Source organism: Streptomyces sp. NBC_00250 (assembly GCF_036192275.1).
In the GTDB taxonomy this organism is placed as follows: Bacteria; Actinomycetota; Actinomycetes; order Streptomycetales; family Streptomycetaceae; genus Streptomyces.
The window spans coordinates 5,901,221-5,919,765 of sequence record NZ_CP108088.1; the positions used below are offsets into that span (position 1 = coordinate 5,901,221).

Consider the following 18,545-nt stretch of genomic DNA (forward strand, 5'->3'; position numbering starts at 1 on the left):
TAGGTTCGCGACACCGTTGTGAACCAAGGGGAGGGTGAATGCGCAAGTCGCTGAGATGGGCGCTGTCGCTTTCGGTGCTCATAGGCACCGTGGCACCGACCGGCGTGGCTACCGCCGCGGACACGGACACGGGCAGCACGGCCGTCGTCGACTCGCAGAGCACAGACATCAAGGACCGCATCCTGGCGATCCCCGGGATGAGCCTGATCGAGGAGAAGCCGTACGCCGGCTACCGCTTCTTCGTCCTGAACTACAAGCAGCCGATCGACCACCGGCGCCCGTGGGCCGGCACGTTCGACCAGCGGATCTCCGTCCTCCACAAGGACACGAGCCGCCCGACCGTCTTCCGCACGAGCGGCTACTCGCTGAGCACCACGCCCAGCCGCGCCGAGCCGACCCGGATCATCGACGGCAACCAGGTCTCCATGGAGTACCGCTTCTTCACGCCGTCGCGTCCGCAGCCCGCCGACTGGTCCAAGCTCGACATCTGGCAGGCGGCCAGCGACCAGCACCGGATCTTCACCGCGCTGAAGAAGATCTACGGCCAGAAGTGGCTCTCCACCGGCGCCTCCAAGGGCGGCATGACCGCCACCTACTTCGAGCGCTTCTACCCGCGTGACATGGACGGTGTCGTCGCCTACGTCGCCCCGAACGACGTGGTCAACAAGGAGGACTCGGCCTACGACCGGTTCTTCGAGACCGTCGGCACCAAGGAGTGCCGCGACCGCCTGAACAACCTGCAGCGCGAGGCCCTCGTCCGCCGCGCCCCCCTCGAGGCCAAGTACAAGGCGTGGGCGGAGTCGGAGGGCGTCACCTTCAACACGGTCGGCACGCTCGACAAGGCCTTCGAGGCCGTCGTCCTCGACTTCGTGTGGGGCTTCTGGCAGTACTACGGCGAGGACGTCTGCGACCAGATCCCGGTGGCGAAGACCGCCACCGACGACGAGGTGTACGGCACGATCGACGCCTTCTCCGGCTGGGCCGCCTACACCGACCAGGGCCTGGAGCCGTACACGCCGTACTACTACCAGGCGGCGACCGAGCTCGGCTCGCCCACGATCAAGCAGCCGCACCTCAAGGGCCTGAGCCGCTACGGCTACCAGCCCGCGAGCAACTTCGTGCCGCGCGAGATCCCGATGAAGTTCAAGCAGCACGCCATGCGTGATGTGGACAACTGGGTCCGCAAGAACGCGAACAAGATGCTGTTCGTGTACGGCGGCAACGACCCGTGGGGCTCCGAGAAGTTCCACCTCGGCAAGGGCGCGCGCGACAGCTACGTGTACGTGGCCCCGGGCGCCAACCACGGTGCGAACGTCGCCGGGCTCGTCGAGGCCGAGCGGAACAACGCCACCGCCCGCATCCTCGACTGGGCCGGCGTCCCCGCCCCGGCCGCCCAGGCGGCGCAGCCGCTGGCCCGCTTCGACGCGCGCCTCGACAAGCCGGTCGACGAGGACGCGACGAAGGAGCACGGCCTGCGGCCGTGACACCCCGTGGCAGGTGAGGTGGGGTGCGTCCGGCGGGACGCACCCCACGTCCGTGTCAGCGGTACGACAGGCCGTACCCGACCGGGTGGAGCACCTTCGCCGGGTCGTCCGCGCTCTGCACGGGGACCGGGAGGCGACCCCTGGGCCTGGCCCGGCCGGCCAGGACCCGTACCGCGGCGCGGAGTTCGACATCGGTCCAGGAGTAGGCGGCGAGCGTCGCCCGCTGGCCGTCGATCCGGGCGATGTCGTACGGGTTGCGGATCGCGATCGTCACGACGGGCACCCCGGTCGCGACGAGCCGCGCCACGAGCGTGCGCTGCGGGCTGGTCGCGGTGACGTTGTACGTACCCACCACGATCACGTCCTTGCCCGCGGCCGCCGCCACCGCCTCCTCGATCTTCGCGGCCGTCGGGGTGGTCCCGGTGGAGAGCGCCGTCGCGGTGAAGCCCAGCTCGGTCAGGGCGGTCGCGAGCGTCGTGGTCGGCGGACCCGTCGTACCGGAAGGGGACGCCGGGTCGGCGCCGACGACGAGGACCGAGCCGTGGCGTGCCGGGCTCAGCGGCAGGAAGTCGCCCTCGTTGAGCAGCAGGGTCGTGGTCGCCTCGGCGATCCGGTCGGCCTGGGCGAGGTGGGCGGCGGTGCCGACCACCCGCTCGACACCGGCCCGGGTGACGTACGCGTTCCGGAACAGACCGAGCTTCGACTTGAGCCGCAGAATGCGCAGGATCGATTCGTCGAGCCGGTCCTCCGTCAGCTCGCCGTCCTTGACGGCCTTCAGGACCGCGTTCCAGGCCACGTCGAGCTTCGGCGGGTTGAGCAGCTGGTCCACCCCGGCCTTCAGGGCGAGGACCGGGACGCGCTCGTCGCCGTACTTGGTGCGGACCCCCTCCATGCCGAGCGAGTCGGTGACCACGACGCCGTCGTAGCCGAGCTCCTCGCGGAGGATGCCGGTGAGGATCGGCCGGGACAGCGTCGCCGGGTCCTCGCTCCGGTCGAGCGCCGGGACCACGATGTGCGCGGTCATGATCGAGTCGATCCCGGCGTCGATCGCGGACCGGAACGGCGGGGCGTCGAGTTCGCTCCACTGGGCCCGGGTGTGGGTGATCGTCGGCAGCCCGTAGTGGCTGTCGACGGCGGTGTCGCCGTGCCCCGGGAAGTGCTTGGAGGTGGCCGCGACCCCGGCCCGCTGATAGCCCTTGACCTGCGCGGCGACCATACCGGCGACCGCCGTCGGGTCGGAGCCGAAGGAGCGGACGCCGATGACCGGGTTGGCCGGGTTGACGTTGACGTCCGCGACCGGCGCGTAGTTCTGCCGGATGCCGACGGCCGCGAGCTCCTCGCCCGCGATCTGCGCCGCCTTGCGGGCGTCCGCGTGCGAGCCCCCGGCGCCGAGGGCCATCGCGCCGGGCACCAGGGTGGCGGGCTCGCCGACCCGGCAGACGATGCCGTGCTCCTGGTCGGTGGAGATGAGCGCGGGGATCGGCGTGGGCTGCGCGAGGGCGGCCTGCTGGATGCCGTTGGAGAGGGCGGCGATCTGCTGCGGGTCCCGGGTGTTGTGGGCCCAGGAGAAGTAGATGACGCCGCCCACGTGGTAGCGCTCGACCAGCTCGGCGGCCGTACGGACGCCGATCTCCGTGAGGTTGGCGTCGATGTCGGCCTGGTCGGGGGCGGTCGCGGAATGGCCGTACACCCGCATCACGAAGAGCTGGCCGACCTTCTCCTCAAGGGACATGCGGTCGATGATCCGCCGGAGCTTCCGGTCGTCGTGCCGGTCCTGAACGGCGAGGGCGGGGGTGGTCGCCCCGGTGACGGCGGCCGCTGCCGCGGCGGCGGTCACCGTGAGAAGGGCGCGTCGGGAGGGGGAGGGGGCGGGGGCGCGGTGGTGCACTGATGCTCCTTCCGGCCGTGCGAGGTTGAAGGAAATCCGTGTCGGGAATCCCCGGAAGCCGCCTCTGAAGGAAACTTCCAAGGGTCACGGATAGCCCGAAAGTAACTGCCAGGTCAAGGACCCGCGCACGAATCACCCACGGCGGCGATCCCGGGCCAGAGTTCCTGGAGCGTACGGACCGTCTCCCGGATCGCCGGGCGCCGCGCCGCCCCGGTCCGCCACATGGCGTGCAGACGGCGCGTCGGCATCGGGTCGAGCCGCACCGGCGCCACCTCCGGCGGTAGCGTCCCGCGCCCGAGGCGCGGCACGAGCGCGATCCCCAGTCCGGCCGCGACCAGGGCGACCTGTGTGTGGTTCTCCTCCGCCTGATGCACGATCAGCGGCTCGAAGCCCGTCTGCCGCAGCGTCCGCGTCAGCCAGTCGTGGCAGACCGTCCCCGGCGGCTGCGAGATCCACCGCTCCGCCGCCAGCTCCTCCCGGCGCACAGACTCCCGCGCCGCGAGCGGATGGTCCCGGTGGACGAGGATGTCGCACAGGTCGTCGCCGATCACCGCCTGCTCCACCCCCGGCGGCACCGGCAGCGGGGCGATGTCCCAGTCGTGCGCGACCGCCAGATCGATCACTCCCCGCGCCACCAGGTCGACCGAGACGTGCGGGTCGACCTCCGAGAGACGGGCGTCGACATCGGGATGGGCCCGGCCGAGCTCCGCGAGCACCCGGGGCATCAGACCGCGCGCCGCGCTCGCGAAACAGCCGATCGCGAGCCGCCCGGCGGGCCGACCGCGCCGCTCTTCGAGACGCACCTCGGCCTCCTCCACGAGCTTCAGCAACTGGCCTGCGGTGGCGGCGAGTTGATGGGCGTCGTCGGTGAGCCGGATGCCCCGGCCGCTGCGTTCCAGCAGGGTCGTGCGCGTCTCGCGCTCCAGCTTCGCGATCTGCTGGGAGACCGCCGACGGCGTGTAGCCGAGAGCGGTGGCGGCGGCGCCGACACTGCCGTGGACGGCGACGGCGTGCAGAGCGCGCAGACGGCCGAGATCCAGCACGGTGCGTCCTCCTCTTCGAAGCGCGGGACGGATGGATGAAGCATCGCTACATCCCACCATGAAGAACTCCGTGCTGGTGCTAAACGGTCGGGGCGGCGATGCTCGACAGCATGCGCCCCGCCCACCTCGCCCTCGCCGCCCTGGTCGCCGCCGTCTGGGGAGTCAACTTCGTCGTCATCGAGATCGGCCTCGACCACTTCCCGCCGCTGCTCTTCTCCGCGCTCCGCTTCCTCGCCGCAGCCCTGCCCGCCGTGTTCCTGGTGGGCCGGCCCACCGTGGCCTGGAAGTGGATCCTGGCGGTCGGACTCGTCCTCGGCGTCGCCAAGTTCGGGCTGCTCTTCACCGGCATGGACCTCGGCGCCCCGGCCGGACTCTCCTCCCTCGTCCTCCAGGTCCAGGCCGTCTTCACCGCTCTCTTCGCCTTCGTCGCGCTCGGTGAACGCCCCGGCCGCCTCAAGACGGCGGGGATGGGCGTCGCCCTGGTGGGCATCGGAGTGGCGGCGGCCGACGAGGGCGGGGCCGGGTCCCTCGTGGGCTTCGCGCTGGTGATCGGCGCGGCGGCCTGCTGGGGCGTCTCCAACGTCCTGACCCGCAAGGCCTCCCCGCCCGACGCGCTCAACTTCATGGTCTGGGTCAGCGTCGTCCCCGTCCTGCCGCTGCTCGGCCTCTCCCTCCTCCTGGAGGGCCCGGAACGCGACCTCGCGGCCCTGCGCGGCCTCGACTGGACCGGCGTCGGAGTGATCGTCTACGTAGCCTGGATCACCACCGTCTTCGGCTTCGGTGCCTGGGGCTGGCTGCTGCGCCGCTACCCGGCCTCGTCCGTCGCCCCCTTCTCCCTCCTCGTCCCCGTCTTCGGCATGTCCTCGGCGGCACTCGTCCTGGGCGAGGGAGTGAGCCCGGCCCGCTGGTGGGCGGCGGCGCTCCTGGTCGGCGGAGTGGCCCTGACGTCCTTCGCACCGGGCCGCCGACCGGAGAAGAACTCCGTCGCCCCGGCCAACCCCGTGCCCGTATCGTCGTCCGGCCGTCCCCTCGGCGAGGAACGGCGTACGAACAGCGGCGCACGGCGTACGAACAGGGACGCACGGCGTACGAACAGCGGCGCGTAGCGTACGAACAGCGGCGCACGGCGCACGAACAGCGAGGAAACGCCCATATGACCTTCGAGCACATCACCGTCGACTCCCCCGAACCCGCCCCCGGCACCGTCCTCCTGAGCGGCATCCCCGGCAGCGGCAAGTCCACGGTCGCGGCCGCCCTCGCGGCCCGCTTCGCCCGGGCGGCGCACATCGAGGTCGACGGGCTGCAGGCCCTGATCGTGAGCGGCTGCCACTGGCCGAGCCCGGACGGCGACCCGGAGGCGGACCGCCAGATCCTGCTGCGCGCCCGCAACGCCTGCCTGCTCGCGGAGAGCTTCACGGCGGCCGGCTTCCTCCCGGTCCTGGACGACGTCGTCGTACGCCGCTCCCACCTGGACTACTACCGCGCCCAGGCGAAGACGGGCCCGCTGTACCCGGTCTTCCTGGCCCCGGGCCCGGAGAAGGCCTGGGAACGCAACAACGCCCGGGACAAGCGCCTGACGACCAATTGGGCCTTCCTGGACGAGGCGATGCGCACGGAACTCTCGGACGAGGGCGTCTGGATCGACAACGCGCACCTGACCGTGGAGGAGACGGTGGACGCGGTCCTGGCGGCGACGGGCCTGACCCCGCGGAGGTAGCCCGTCGGATCGCCACCGAGGTGGGGCTCCGACGGGCTGCTTCCCACGGTCTGTGCTCAGGCGAACATGTCGGCGAGCAGCTCGGGGCCGATGACGATGGGCGCGGGGCGGTAGGCGGGCGGCAGCGTGCCCATCAGCTCGCGGACCAGGAAGTCCCAGGAGCGGGTGCGGACATGGGCCAGGACGTCGATGAAGGTGTGCTCGGCGCCGGGCACGACGTGCAGTTCGACGTCCTTGCCGGCGGCGAGCAGCCGGTCGGCGAGCCGCAGGGTCTGGTGCGGGTGGACCTGGTCGTCCATGTCGCCGTGGATGAGCAGCAGTCTGCCCGCCAGCCGGTCGGCGAGGTGCAGGTTGGACGTCCGGTCCCAGGCCTCGGTGTCGTCCGCGCCGTCGTAGGACTCGACGAAGCCGGCGTTGAAGGAGCGGGCGTCGTGGGAGCCGGAGAGAGCGGCCCCGACCTTGTACACCTCGGGGAGGTCCAGCATCGCCCGCGCCGCGGCGAACCCGCCTCCGGAGTGGCCGAAGACACCGACCCGGTCCAGGTCCATCCACGGCCGGGTCTCGGCCAGCTGCGGCAGGGCCGCGGCGTGGTCGGCGAGGGAGCCCGCGTCGGCCAGTCGGCCGAAGGAGGCGTCGTGGAAGGCCTTGCTCCGTCCCGGGGTGCCCCGGCCGTCGAGCGCGATGACCACGAAGCCGAGTGCCGCGAGGGGTTCGGCGTCCATGCCCATGCCGCCGGGGTCGAAGCACGGGGCGACCCGGTTGACCTGCGGGCCGGGGTAGAGGTTGTCGATCACCGGGTAGCTCTTGGCGGGGTCGAAGTCCCGCGGCCGGTAGAGCACTCCGTAGATGTCGGTCTCGCCGTCGGCCGCCTTCACGCGGAACCGCTCCGGCGCGGTCCAGCCGGTGGCGGCGAGCTTGGTGATGTCGGCGCGCTCCAGCTCCACGAGCACCCGCCCGGTCCAGTCGCGGACCGTGGTGACCGGGGCCGTGTCGACGGTGGACGCGGAGTCGATGAAGTACTCCTGGTCGTACGGGCTTTCCGGCAGGGTCGCGATGTGGTCGAGCGTGTCGTCGGTGAGCTTCGCGAAGCCGGAGCCGTCCAGACCGACCCGGCACACCGTGCGGCGGTAGGGGTCCTCGTCGACGAGCCCGGAGGCGGTGAAGTACACGACCCGCTCGGCCTCGTCGACGCGCAGGATCTGCCGCACCAGCCACGGCCCGGAGGTGACCTGGCCGAGCAGCTCGCCGGTGTGCAGGTCGTAGCGGTGGAGGTGGCCCCAGCCGTCGCGCTGCGAGAACCAGAGCACCTCGTCGGCGAGCACGCGCACGAGGGGCGGCTCGGTCATCCACTGGTTGGGCTCCACCCGGGTCGCCCCGGTCTCGCTGATCACGGTGGTGACCTCGCCGGTGACGGGGTCGAGGCGGTTCAGGGTGAGGGAGTGCTGGTCCCGGGGCCGGGCGAGGAAGTACACGGCCGAGCCGTCCGCGGCCCACCAGGCCCACTTGACGGTGATCGGCGACACGTGGGTCATGATCAGCGGCTCGGCCTGGGCGCGGACCACCGTGCCCTCGGCGACGTCGAGGACGACCAGCTCGGCCTGCGGCAGGTGCTCGTCGCCGGGGTACGCGAACCGCTGGGTGTGCAGGAGGGGCGCGCCGCCGTCGGCGGGCCCGGCCTCCACGAGGTGGGTCTGTCGGACCTCACGCTCGTCCGTCCGGTGGGCGAGGACCTTCGTCGAGTCCGGCGACCAGGCCACCGCGGGCGGCAGGTAGGGCACGCCGAGCTTGCGCAGCAGGGTGGCGTTGCCGGTCGCCGCGGGGCCCGGACCGTACGCGTGATCAGGGGCGCCGTCGGTGGTCAGCGGCCACTCGCGGCCGTCGGACAGCGACCGCGCCCACAGGTCGTGCCCCCGCTGGGAGACCGCCGACTTGCCGTCGGGCGAGGTCACGTCGAGCGGGTTGCCCGGGGCGGTGAACTCGGCCGGCTCGCAGGCGTAACTGTTCAGGTCGCAGCGCCAGTACGCGCCGAACGCCACGAACTTCACGTCGTTCTCGGTCAGTTCGATGCCCATGAACGGCAGGGCCTCGGGGTCGACCTGCTGTTCGGCGGCGCCGGCCAGCGCGGCGGCCAGCCGGGCGTGGTCGAAGACGGGCTCACGCGTGCCCGCCGCCGGGTCGACCAGCACGAACCGCCTGCCGACCCCGTTGCTCACCGCGTACCAGAAGCGCGCGCCCCCGTCGATCCACTGCGGCCTGACCTTGTCACCGACGACGAGCTCGCCCGGGCGGGCGGGACGGCGGAGGAGCTGCTCTGCGGCCTTGTAGTTCTGAGTAGTGCTCATTCTTCTTGCCCGTCCTCGGTGTCGGTCGCTGATGGTCTTGGTCGGTGAGGTGTCGCCGTAGCGGTCTGCCGTAGCGGTTCAGAGGCTGCGGGCGGTGATGTCGCCGTAGGAGGTGGTGGCGTGGATGTTCAGGCTTGCGGCGGGGCCGTCGGTGTTGGTGAGGGTGTTGTGGACGCGGCCGTAGGCGGTGCCGGCGTCGAGGGTGGCGGAGACGCCGCGGGCGGCGCCGACCGTGATCCCGCCGGACTCGGTGTGCAGGACGACGGAGCCGGTGACGGCTTCGGTGATGCGGAGGTCGCCCTTCTGGGTGCTGATCTCGGCGGCGCCGCCGAGGCGGCCGACGGTGATGTCGCCGGCGAGGAGGGTGAGGCGGGCGGTGGCGGTCTCGTCGAGGGTGACGGTGCCCTGTGCGCCTTCGAAGGTGACGTCGCCGAGGCGTCCGACGCCGCGGAGGTCGCCGGCGGCGGTCTTCGCCTCGATCCGGGAGCCGGCGGGCAGCTGGACGGTCACCTCGACCGCTCCGGAGTCGCCCAGGAGCCGGTTCCCGGCCGGGGCGGCGGTGATCCGCAGGACCCCGTCGGCGTACTCGACCGAGACCTGCTCGGCGGCCTTCTGGTCGGCGGACTTGGCGGCGTTCGCGGGCCGGATGTCGACGGTGGCGTCGTCACGGTCGGCGGCGATGAGCTGGATGCGCCCGGCGGGGATGTCGAGGACGGTGATGATCGCGGCGGTGGCGGCGAACTTCTGCAAGGTTCTTCTCCTTCATGGGGCGGGCCCACTCCCGGGCCCGCCGTTTCCGATGAGGGAAAAGCTACGTTGCGTTCATAGGTCTGGCAACGCGTTCGTTGCGCGAAATCTGCATCAGTGCAGGTGAGGGTCAGGATTTCGTTGCAACGATTCTGAAGCTAACGCAATGACTGGATGCCGTTGCGTTGCAATGGAATGGAAGTGAACGCTATGCGGAGGGTGTTGCGTCCGCCGTCGCGGGCAGGGTGCGCCCCCGCGGCCGCCCCGTGGACCCCCGTACCACCAGCTCCGCCGGGACCCGCTCCAGGCCGTTCGCCGGGGGCTCCTCCGTGCCCATCGCCAGACGGCCCGCTCGTACCCCCGCCTCGTGCAACGGCAGACGGACCGTCGTCAGGGACGGGACCGCGTCCACCGAGAAGGGCAGGTCGTCGAAGCCCGCCACGGAGACGTCGCCCGGGATGGACAGGCCCCGCTCCCGCAGGGCCGCGCAGACGCCGAGGGCCACCGTGTCGTTGGCGGCGACGACCGCCGTGAGGTCCGGGTCGCGGGCCAGGAGCTCGGCCGTGGCCTCGTAGCCGGCCTGCCGGTCGTACGCGCCGTGGACCGTCGGGCCCTCGGGCACGCCCGCCGCCGCGAGCGCCTCGCGGTGGCCTTCGAGGCGGTGCCGGGTCGTGGTCCGGTCGGCGGGGCCCGCGGCGTAGCCGATGCGCCGGTGGCCGAGTTCGATCAGGTGCTCGGTGAGGCGCCGCGCGCCCGCCCGGTTGTCGAAGACGAGCGCCGCCGCGTTCCCGTCGCCGGTGACCGGCGGCCGCCCGCACAGCACGACCCGGGTCCCCGCCTCCGCCAGCTTGGCCAGCTTGGCCGCCGTCGCCGTCAGGTGCCCGGGGTCCTCCAGGGAGCCGCCCATGAGGATCACGGCCGCGGCCCGCTGCCGCTGGAGCAGGGTGAGGTAGGTCAGCTCGCGTTCGGGGGAGCCGCCGGTGTTGCAGACGACGGCGAGCTTCTCGCCGCCGCCGCGTCCCGACGCGCCCTCCCCGATGGCGCTCTGCGCCGCGCTCGCCATGATCCCGAAGAACGGGTCGGCGATGTCGTTCACGAGGACGCCGACCAGGTCGGAGGTGGCGGCGGCGAGCGAGCTGGCGGGCCCGTTGAGGACGTAGTCCAGCTCGTCCACGGCCCGCAGGACCCGCTCGCGGGTCGACGCGGCGACCGGGTAGTTGCCGTTGAGGACGCGGGAGACGGTGGCGGGTGAGACCCGTGCGCGGGCGGCCACGTCCGCCAGGGTGACGGTCATCGTGTGCGTACCTCCAGGGCCTTGTCGACGGCGATGTCGGCAGGCTAGCGTCATCGCCGATGGAAAGCGCTTTCTATCGGGGCGCGGAACACCGGGGAGAGGAACCTTTCGTGACACGCAGGACAGTCCGCATCGCCATGAACGGCGTCACCGGACGCATGGGATACCGCCAGCACCTCGTCCGCTCGATCCTCGCCCTGCGCGAACAGGGCGGCCTCGACCTCGGCAACGGCGAGACCCTCTGGCCCGAGCCGGTCCTCGTCGGCCGCCGCGAGCCCGCCCTGCGCGCGCTCGCCGAGCGCCACGGACTCACCGAGTGGTCGACCGACCTCGACGCCGTCCTCGCCGACGACGGCATCGACATCTACTTCGACGCCCAGGTCACCTCCGCCCGCGCCGAGGCGATCACCAAGGCCATCCACGCCGGCAAGCACGTCTACACCGAGAAGCCGACGGCCGCCGACCTCGCGGGCGCCCTGGAACTCGCCCGGCTCGCCACGGAGAAGGGCGTCAAGCACGGCGTCGTCCAGGACAAGCTGTTCCTGCCGGGCCTGCTCAAGCTCAAGCGCCTCATCGACGGCGGCTTCTTCGGCGAGATCCTGTCCGTGCGCGGCGAGTTCGGCTACTGGGTCTTCGAGGGCGACTGGCAGGACGCCCAGCGCCCCAGCTGGAACTACCGCACGGAGGACGGCGGCGGCATCGTCGTCGACATGTTCCCGCACTGGGAGTACGTGCTCCACGAGCTGTTCGGCCGCGTCACCTCCGTCACCGCCCAGGTCGCCACCCACGTCCCGCGCCGCTGGGACGAGCAGGGCAAGCCGTACGAGGCCACCGCCGACGACGCCGCGTACGGCATCTTCCAGCTGGAGGGCGGCGCCATCGCCCAGATCAACTCCTCCTGGACCGTCCGCGTCAACCGCGACGAACTCGTCGAGTTCCAGGTCGACGGCACCCACGGCTCCGCCGTCGCCGGACTGCGCAACTGCCGCGTCCAGCACCGCTCGGCCACCCCCAAGCCGGTCTGGAACCCGGACATCCCGGCGACCGAGCCCTTCCGCGACCAGTGGCAGGAGATCCCCGACAACGCCGAGTTCGACAACGGCTTCAAGGCCCAGTGGGAGCTGTTCCTGCGGCACGTCACCCTCGGCGAGCCGTACCACTGGGACCTCCTCGCGGGCGCCCGCGGCGTCCAGCTCGCCGAACTCGGCCTGAAGTCCGCCGCCGAGGGCCGCCGCCTCGACGTCCCGGAGGTGAGCCTGTGATCCGCCTGCCCGAGATCGGCGGCGGCGTACGGGAGTACACGCGCCGCACCGAGCCCCTCTCCCTGAGCGGGGGCGGCCCCCTGGCCTCCCGAACGGTCTTCTCCGCCGCCCATGTCGTCGCCGACCCGTACGCCGACACCACCCCCGACTCGGCCGCCGCCGTCGACTGGGACACCACCCTCGCCTTCCGTCGCCACCTCTGGTCCCAGGGCCTCGGGGTCGCCGAGGCCATGGACACCGCCCAGCGCGGGATGGGCCTCGACTGGGCGGGAGCGGCGGAGCTGATCCGCCGCAGCGCGGCGGAGGCGAAGGCCGTCGGCGGGCAGATCGCCTGCGGCGTCGGAACGGACCAACTCTCCGGCCCCGCCGACCTGGTGGCGGTGCGCAAGGCGTACGAGGAGCAGCTCGCGCTCGTCGAGGAGACCGGCTCCCAGGCCATCCTGATGGCCTCCCGCGCCCTCGCCGCCGCCGCGGCGGGCCCGGACGACTACCTCGACCTGTACGGCCACCTCCTCCGCCAGGCGAGCGAGCCGGTGATCCTGCACTGGCTCGGCCCGATGTTCGACCCGGCGCTCGACGGGTACTGGGGCTCGGCAGATCTCGACACCGCGACCGAGACCTTCCTGGAGGTCATCGCCGCGCACCCCGACAAGGTCGACGGCATCAAGGTCTCCCTCCTCGACGCCCGCCGCGAGGTCGAACTCCGCCGCCGCCTCCCGGAGGGCGTCCGCTGCTACACGGGCGACGACTTCCACTACCCGGAGCTGATCGCGGGCGACGAACAGGGCTTCAGCCACGCCCTGCTGGGCATCTTCGACCCCCTGGCGCCGCTGGCGGCGGAGGCGGTACGGGCTCTCGACACGGGTGATGTAAACGCTTTCCGTGCCACCCTCGACCCGACGGTCGCGCTCTCCCGCCACCTCTTCCAGGCCCCGACCCGCTTCTACAAGACGGGAGTCGTCCTCCTGGCCTGGCTGGCCGGCCACCAGGACCACTTCACGATGGTCGGCGGCCTGCAGTCCGCCCGCTCGCTCCCGCACCTCGCGCGCGCCTACGAACTGGCGGACGGACTGGGCCTGTTCCCGGACCCGGCACTGGCCGAGGAGCGCATGCGCTCCCTCCTGACCGTCCAGGGAGGCCTGCGATGAACCTCGACCGCTTCAGCGTCAACCAGATGACGGTCAAGCAGCTCGCCCTGCCGGACCTGGTCACCCACTGCGTCCGCCTCGGCATCCGGGGCGTGGGCCTGTGGCGCGAACCGGTCCAGGAGTACGGGGTCGAGGCGGCGGCCGATCTCGTACGGGACGCGGGCCTCACCGTCACCACCCTCTGCCGCGGCGGCTTCTTCACCTCGGACGGCTGGGAGGCGGAGAACCGGGCGGCGATCGACGAGGCGGTCACGCTCGGCACGGACACCGTCGTCCTGGTCTCCGGCGGCCTCACCCCCGCCTTCCCGGACCTGCCCTCGGCCCGCGCCCAGATCACCAAGGCCATCGGCGCCCTGGCCCCCTACGCGGCCGAACGCGGAATCCGCCTGGCCGTCGAGCCCCTCCACCCCATGTACGCCGCCGACCGCTGCGCCGTCTCCACCCTCGACCAGGCGCTGGCCGTCGCGGAGCGCTTCCCCGCCGACCACGTGGGCGTGGTGGTCGACACGTACCACCTCTGGTGGGACGACCGGGCCCCGGCGGCGGTGGAACGCGCGGGCGCGGCGGGCCGCATCCACTCCTTCCAGCTCGCCGACTGGACCACCCCGCTCCCGGCCGGCGTCCTGACCGGCCGGGGCCAGCTGGGCGACGGCGCGATCGACCTCCGGGCGTGGGCCGACCTGGTGGAGAAGGCGGGCTGGACGGGCCCGGTGGAGGTGGAGATCTTCAACGACGCCCTGTGGGCGAGGGACGGCGTGGAGGTCCTGGAGGAGACGCTGGAAAGGTTCCTGGAGGTCTGACCGACCGGGCCCGGCGGCGCCGCGCGCGAGCTTGTCACTCGCCCGGGCGCCGCACGTCCTGCTGCTCGACCTCTTTGAGGACGCGAGTGACCGTGGCGAAGTCGTTGTCACGGTGCAGGAGGGTCAGACCGTGATGGACCGCCGTGGCGCAGAGAAGCAGATCCACGACACCCGCCGCGCGGTGCTGCCCCTTCTGCGTCAGCTTGTACTGGGCGGTTTCCACCCATCGCCACGCGTCCTTCGGGACGCGTACCGGCGCGAACATGGCAACGAGGTCCTCATCGATCTCATCGCGGTCTTCCGCGCTCACGGCACTGAAAAGGATCTCCGTCCGGGTGGCCTCGCACATTCCGATGGCGCCTGTCTCGATCTCGGCGTCCCAGCGCCGCTGCGCGGCGGGATCGGTGCCGAGGTGGACGTACGCGCTGGTGTCGATGAGGTACGTGATCACTCGCCGTCCCCGGCGTGCTGGACGGCCTTGCGTGCTTCCCAGTCCCGGCGTGTGCGCTCCAACTGGCCGCGCGCGCCGCGCTCTGCGAGCCGCTGGAACGCCTCCCGGCGGTGATGCCGCCTTATGACCTCTTCCAGGGCCGTGTTGATCGTGTCCTTCTTCGTGGTCGTACCGAGCAGTTTCGCGGCCTCGGCGAGAACGTCGTCGTCCACATCCACGTTGGTCACACCCATGATCACCCTCCATGTGGGTCATGTGGGAAGAACACGCACCTTCTATACATCGTAGCGCTTGTGTCGCGTCCCGGGCATCGCGAGCGCGCCGCCTGCTGCGAAAGCCCTTCCATCCGACCCGGGCGCCCCGGAGGGGCGGTTGTCCACAGTGCCGCCCGCACTGTCCGACCGGTTCGCTACCGTCGGGGCATGTCCAACGAGGGTCGGGGGCCGGGGTCGGCCGTGCTCGAAGGGGTCCTGGAGCGGATCACCTACGCCAACGAGGAGAGCGGGTACACGGTCGCCCGCGTCGACACCGGGCGCGGGGCCGGGGACCTGCTCACCGTGGTGGGGGCGCTGCTCGGGGCGCAGCCGGGGGAGTCGCTGCGGATGGAGGGCCGTTGGGGCTCGCATCCGCAGTACGGCAAGCAGTTCACCGTCGAGAACTACACGACCCTGCTGCCCGCCACGATCCAGGGCATTCGCCGTTATCTCGGCTCGGGTCTCGTCAAGGGCATCGGCCCCGTCTTCGCCGACCGCATCACGCAGCACTTCGGTCTGGACACGCTCGACATCCTCGAAGAGGCCCCCGCGCGCCTGATCGAGGTTCCGGGCCTCGGCCCCAAGCGGACGAAGAAGATCAGCGCGGCCTGGGAGGAGCAGAAGGCGATCAAGGAGGTCATGGTCTTCCTCCAGGGCGTCGGCGTCTCCACCTCCATCGCGGTGCGGATCTACAAGAAGTACGGGGACGCCTCGATCTCCGTCGTCCGCAACCAGCCCTACCGGCTCGCCGCCGATGTCTGGGGCATCGGCTTCCTCACCGCGGACAAGATCGCCCAGTCCGTGGGCATACCGCACGACAGCCCCGACCGGGTGAAGGCCGGCCTGCAGTACGCGCTGTCGCAGTCGAGCGACCAGGGGCACTGCTTCCTCCCCGAGGAGCGGCTGATCGCCGACGCGGTGAAGCTCCTCCAGGTCGACACCGGGCTTGTCATCGAATGCCTCGCCGAGCTGGCCGAGGACCCCGAGGGGGTCGTGCGGGAGACGGTCCCGGGGCCCGAGGGGGCACCCGTCACCGCCGTGTACCTGATCCCCTTCCACCGGGCCGAGCTGTCGCTGGCCGGCCAGCTCCGGCGCCTTCTGCGGACCGACGAGGACCGGATGCCCGCCTTCCGGGACGTGGCCTGGGACAAGGCCCTCGCCTGGCTCGCGGACCGGACCGGGGCCTCCCTGGCGCCCGAGCAGGAGGAGGCCGTCCGGCTCGCCCTCACCCGTAAGGTCGCCGTGCTCACCGGCGGCCCCGGCTGCGGCAAGTCGTTCACGGTCCGCTCGATCGTGGAGCTGGCCCGCGCCAAGAAGGCCAAGGTCGTCCTCGCCGCCCCCACCGGCCGGGCCGCCAAGCGGCTCGCCGAGCTGACCGGCGCCGAGGCCTCCACCGTCCACCGGCTCCTGGAGCTCAAGCCGGGCGGCGACGCGGCCTACGACCGGGACCGGCCCCTCGATGCCGACCTCGTCGTCGTCGACGAGGCCTCCATGCTCGACCTGCTCCTGGCGAACAAGCTGGTCAAGGCCGTCGCACCGGGGGCCCATCTGCTGCTCGTGGGCGATGTGGACCAGCTTCCGTCGGTGGGCGCGGGCGAGGTCCTCGGCGATCTGCTCGCCCCGGGAAGCCCCGTACCGTCGGTGCGGCTGACCCGGATCTTCCGGCAGGCCCAGGAGTCCGGCGTCGTCACCAACGCGCACCGGATCAACTCCGGCACCCCGCCGAAGACCGAAGGCCTCCCGGACTTCTTCCTCTTCGTCGAGGAGGAGACCGAGGACGCCGCCCGGGTCGCGGTGGAGGTCGCGGCCCGCCGGATTCCGGCCAAGTTCGGGCTCGACCCGCGCCGTGACGTGCAGGTCCTCGCCCCCATGCACCGGGGCCCGGCCGGTGCGGGCTCGCTCAACGGACTCCTGCAGCAGGCCATCACCCCGGCCCGCCCCGATCTGCCGGAGAAGCGCTTCGGCGGCCGGGTCTTCCGTGTCGGCGACAAGGTGACCCAGATCAGGAACAATTACGACAAGGGGGCCAACGGAGTCTTCAACGGCACGGTCGGCGTCGTCACCCAGCTGGACGCGGTCGAGCAGCGCCTGGTCGTGCGGACGGACGAGGACGAGGAGGTGCCGTACGACTTCGACGAACTGGACGAACTGGCCCACGCGTACGCGGTCACCATCCACCGTTCGCAGGGCAGCGAGTATCCGGCCGTGGTGATTCCGGTCACCATGAGTGCCTGGATGATGCTTCAGCGGAACCTTCTCTACACGGCCGTGACCCGGGCCAAGAAGCTCGTCGTCCTGGTCGGCTCCCGCCGGGCGATCGCCCAGGCGGTCCGAACGGTTTCCGCAGGCAGACGCTTTACCGCACTCGCGTTTCGGCTCACAGGCGGCGCCCCCGTGTGAAAGATCACGGAGGACTACCGGAACCGGGGCGAAGGGGGCAGGATATGAAGGTTGGCGGCACTGAGTGCCGCCGATTGGCCCAATGGTCGACCCCGAGTGCACTCTCCTGAGCCAAATGGGGGATGGTAGAGACAGTCAGGGCACCTCGAAGAAGAGGCACTACGTCGGTGAGGGATGACGTGAGCGACAACTCTGTAGTACTGCGGTACGCGGACGGTGAATACACCTACCCGGTGGTCGAGAGCACCGTCGGCGACAAGGGCTTCGACATCGGGAAACTCCGAGCCCAGACCGGTCTGGTCACCCTCGACAGCGGATACGGCAACACCGCCGCCTATAAATCCGCGATCACCTACCTCGACGGTGAGCAGGGGATTCTGCGGTACCGCGGTTACCCCATCGAGCAGCTGGCCGAGCGCTCCACCTTCCTTGAGGTGGCGTACCTGCTGATCAACGGTGAGCTGCCCAAGGTCGACGAGCTGGCGACCTTCAAGAACGAGATCACGCAGCACACGCTCGTCCATGAGGACGTCAAGAACTTCTTCCGCGGTTTCCCGCGGGACGCCCACCCGATGGCGATGCTCTCCTCGGTGGTCTCCGCGCTGTCCACCTTCTACCAGGACAGCCACAACCCGTTCGACGAGGAGCAGCGCCACCTCTCCACGATCCGGCTGCTCGCCAAGCTGCCGACGATCGCGGCGTACGCGTACAAGAAGTCGATCGGTCACCCGTTCGTCTACCCGCGTAACGACCTCGGGTACGTCGAGAACTTCCTGCGCATGACCTTCTCGGTCCCGGCGCAGGAGTACGACCTGGACCCGGTCGTCGTCTCCGCGCTCGACAAGCTGCTGATCCTGCACGCGGACCACGAGCAGAACTGTTCGACCTCCACCGTGCGTCTGGTCGGCTCCTCGCAGGCGAACATGTTCGCCTCGATCTCCGCCGGCATCTCGGCCCTGTGGGGCCCCCTGCACGGTGGCGCCAACCAGTCGGTCCTGGAGATGCTCGAAGGCATCAAGGCCAACGGTGGCGATGTCGACTCCTTCATCCGCAAGGTGAAGAACAAGGAGGACGGCGTCCGCCTGATGGGCTTCGGCCACCGGGTGTACAAGTCCTTCGACCCGCGCGCCAAGATCATCAAGGCGGCGGCGCACGACGTCCTCTCGGCCCTCGGCAAGTCCGACGAGCTGCTGGACATCGCGCTCAAGCTGGAGGAGCACGCGCTCTCCGACGAGTACTTCGTCTCGCGCAACCTCTACCCGAACGTGGACTTCTACACGGGCCTCATCTACCGCGCGATGGGCTTCCCGACCGAGATGTTCACCGTGCTCTTCGCGCTCGGCCGCCTTCCCGGCTGGATCGCCCAGTGGCACGAGATGATCAAGGAGCCCGGCTCCCGCATCGGCCGCCCGCGCCAGATCTACACGGGCGAGGTCCTCCGCGACTTCGTCCCGGTCGAAGGCCGCTGAACCCCTCGCCATGACTGAGGGCGTACCCCTGGTCGGTCCACGACGGCCGCGGGGTGCGCCCGAGGGCGAGTGAGCCGAAGGGGCGCGCCGGCACCGGCTGTAGCGCCCCGGCGGGTGTCCCCCGGCGAAGCCAGGGGGAGTACCGAGCCCCGAAAAAGAGGAAGCGCCCCGCGCCGTCGATCCCCCCACGGGTCGACGAGCGGGGCGCTTCCCATGTCCCGGTGCGGATTCCCCCCACGGGATCCG

At 71.1% G+C, this 18,545-nt stretch carries 15 protein-coding genes; 8 read left to right on the top strand and 7 right to left on the bottom strand.

Annotated elements, in window-relative coordinates; all coding sequences use genetic code 11:
• The first annotated feature begins 38 nt into the window (after positions 1 to 38).
• A complete protein-coding gene (locus OG259_RS26750) occupies positions 39 to 1,484 on the top strand; it encodes an aminopeptidase (RefSeq protein WP_328944566.1) in 1,446 nt (481 codons plus the stop codon).
• Between the two features lie 55 nt (positions 1,485 to 1,539).
• On the opposite strand, the gene OG259_RS26755 is transcribed toward OG259_RS26750, so the two are convergent.
• Together OG259_RS26755 and OG259_RS26760 are read right to left on the bottom strand one after the other, a co-directional pair.
• The gene (locus OG259_RS26755) at positions 1,540 to 3,372 is read right to left on the bottom strand and encodes a glycoside hydrolase family 3 protein (protein ID WP_328944567.1); all 1,833 of its coding nucleotides are present in this window, start codon (positions 3,370 to 3,372) and stop codon (positions 1,540 to 1,542) included.
• A gap of 113 nt (positions 3,373 to 3,485) precedes the next feature.
• Positions 3,486 to 4,415 (bottom strand): LysR family transcriptional regulator, encoded by a 930-nt coding sequence (locus OG259_RS26760; protein ID WP_328944568.1) that lies wholly within the window; start codon positions 4,413 to 4,415, stop codon positions 3,486 to 3,488.
• A 110-nt stretch (positions 4,416 to 4,525) separates the two neighbouring features.
• On the opposite strand from OG259_RS26760, the gene OG259_RS26765 reads away from it, so the two are divergent.
• Positions 4,526 to 5,521 carry an EamA family transporter gene (locus OG259_RS26765; protein WP_328944569.1) on the top strand — a complete coding sequence of 332 codons (996 nt, stop codon included), beginning with the start codon at positions 4,526 to 4,528 and terminating at the stop codon, positions 5,519 to 5,521.
• A gap of 47 nt (positions 5,522 to 5,568) precedes the next feature.
• Positions 5,569 to 6,132 carry an AAA family ATPase gene (locus OG259_RS26770; protein ID WP_328944570.1) on the top strand — a complete coding sequence of 188 codons (564 nt, stop codon included), beginning with the start codon at positions 5,569 to 5,571 and terminating at the stop codon, positions 6,130 to 6,132.
• A 56-nt stretch (positions 6,133 to 6,188) separates the two neighbouring features.
• On the opposite strand, the gene OG259_RS26775 is transcribed toward OG259_RS26770, so the two are convergent.
• The 3 genes from OG259_RS26775 to OG259_RS26785 form a co-directional block, all read right to left on the bottom strand.
• Positions 6,189 to 8,474 carry a S9 family peptidase gene (locus OG259_RS26775; RefSeq protein WP_328944571.1) on the bottom strand — a complete coding sequence of 762 codons (2,286 nt, stop codon included), beginning with the start codon at positions 8,472 to 8,474 and terminating at the stop codon, positions 6,189 to 6,191.
• Between the two features lie 78 nt (positions 8,475 to 8,552).
• On the bottom strand, positions 8,553 to 9,224 hold the full coding sequence (locus tag OG259_RS26780) for a DUF4097 family beta strand repeat-containing protein (RefSeq protein ID WP_328944572.1): 672 nt from the start codon (positions 9,222 to 9,224) through the stop codon (positions 8,553 to 8,555).
• Positions 9,225 to 9,429: 205 nt separating this feature from the next.
• Positions 9,430 to 10,515 (bottom strand): LacI family DNA-binding transcriptional regulator, encoded by a 1,086-nt coding sequence (locus tag OG259_RS26785; protein ID WP_328944573.1) that lies wholly within the window; start codon positions 10,513 to 10,515, stop codon positions 9,430 to 9,432.
• A 110-nt stretch (positions 10,516 to 10,625) separates the two neighbouring features.
• On the opposite strand from OG259_RS26785, the gene OG259_RS26790 reads away from it, so the two are divergent.
• From OG259_RS26790 to OG259_RS26800, 3 genes are read left to right on the top strand one after another with little or no spacing between them, the layout of a single operon-like run.
• Complete coding sequence (locus tag OG259_RS26790; protein WP_328944574.1) at positions 10,626 to 11,777, top strand: Gfo/Idh/MocA family protein; 1,152 nt, start codon at positions 10,626 to 10,628, stop codon at positions 11,775 to 11,777.
• Complete coding sequence (locus tag OG259_RS26795) at positions 11,774 to 12,925, top strand: dihydrodipicolinate synthase family protein (protein ID WP_328944575.1); 1,152 nt, start codon at positions 11,774 to 11,776, stop codon at positions 12,923 to 12,925. The genes OG259_RS26790 and OG259_RS26795 overlap by 4 nt, the downstream gene beginning before the upstream one ends.
• Positions 12,922 to 13,725 carry a sugar phosphate isomerase/epimerase family protein gene (locus tag OG259_RS26800; RefSeq protein ID WP_328944576.1) on the top strand — a complete coding sequence of 268 codons (804 nt, stop codon included), beginning with the start codon at positions 12,922 to 12,924 and terminating at the stop codon, positions 13,723 to 13,725. Before OG259_RS26795 ends, OG259_RS26800 begins: the two co-directional genes overlap by 4 nt.
• 34 nt (positions 13,726 to 13,759) lie before the next feature.
• Here the strand turns inward: OG259_RS26800 and OG259_RS26805 are convergent, their stop codons facing one another.
• Positions 13,760 to 14,176 (bottom strand): PIN domain nuclease, encoded by a 417-nt coding sequence (locus OG259_RS26805; RefSeq protein ID WP_328944577.1) that lies wholly within the window; start codon positions 14,174 to 14,176, stop codon positions 13,760 to 13,762.
• Positions 14,173 to 14,409, bottom strand: coding sequence for a type II toxin-antitoxin system VapB family antitoxin (locus OG259_RS26810; RefSeq protein WP_328944578.1), 237 nt, complete (start codon positions 14,407 to 14,409; stop codon positions 14,173 to 14,175). The genes OG259_RS26805 and OG259_RS26810 overlap by 4 nt, the downstream gene beginning before the upstream one ends.
• A gap of 189 nt (positions 14,410 to 14,598) precedes the next feature.
• Here OG259_RS26810 and recD2 point away from each other — a divergent pair, with 189 nt between their 5' ends.
• Positions 14,599 to 16,830 carry an SF1B family DNA helicase RecD2 gene (gene recD2 / locus OG259_RS26815; protein WP_328944579.1) on the top strand — a complete coding sequence of 744 codons (2,232 nt, stop codon included), beginning with the start codon at positions 14,599 to 14,601 and terminating at the stop codon, positions 16,828 to 16,830.
• 179 nt (positions 16,831 to 17,009) lie between these two features.
• The gene (locus OG259_RS26820) at positions 17,010 to 18,299 is read left to right on the top strand and encodes a citrate synthase (protein ID WP_328944580.1); all 1,290 of its coding nucleotides are present in this window, start codon (positions 17,010 to 17,012) and stop codon (positions 18,297 to 18,299) included.
• Positions 18,300 to 18,545 lie beyond the last annotated feature (246 nt).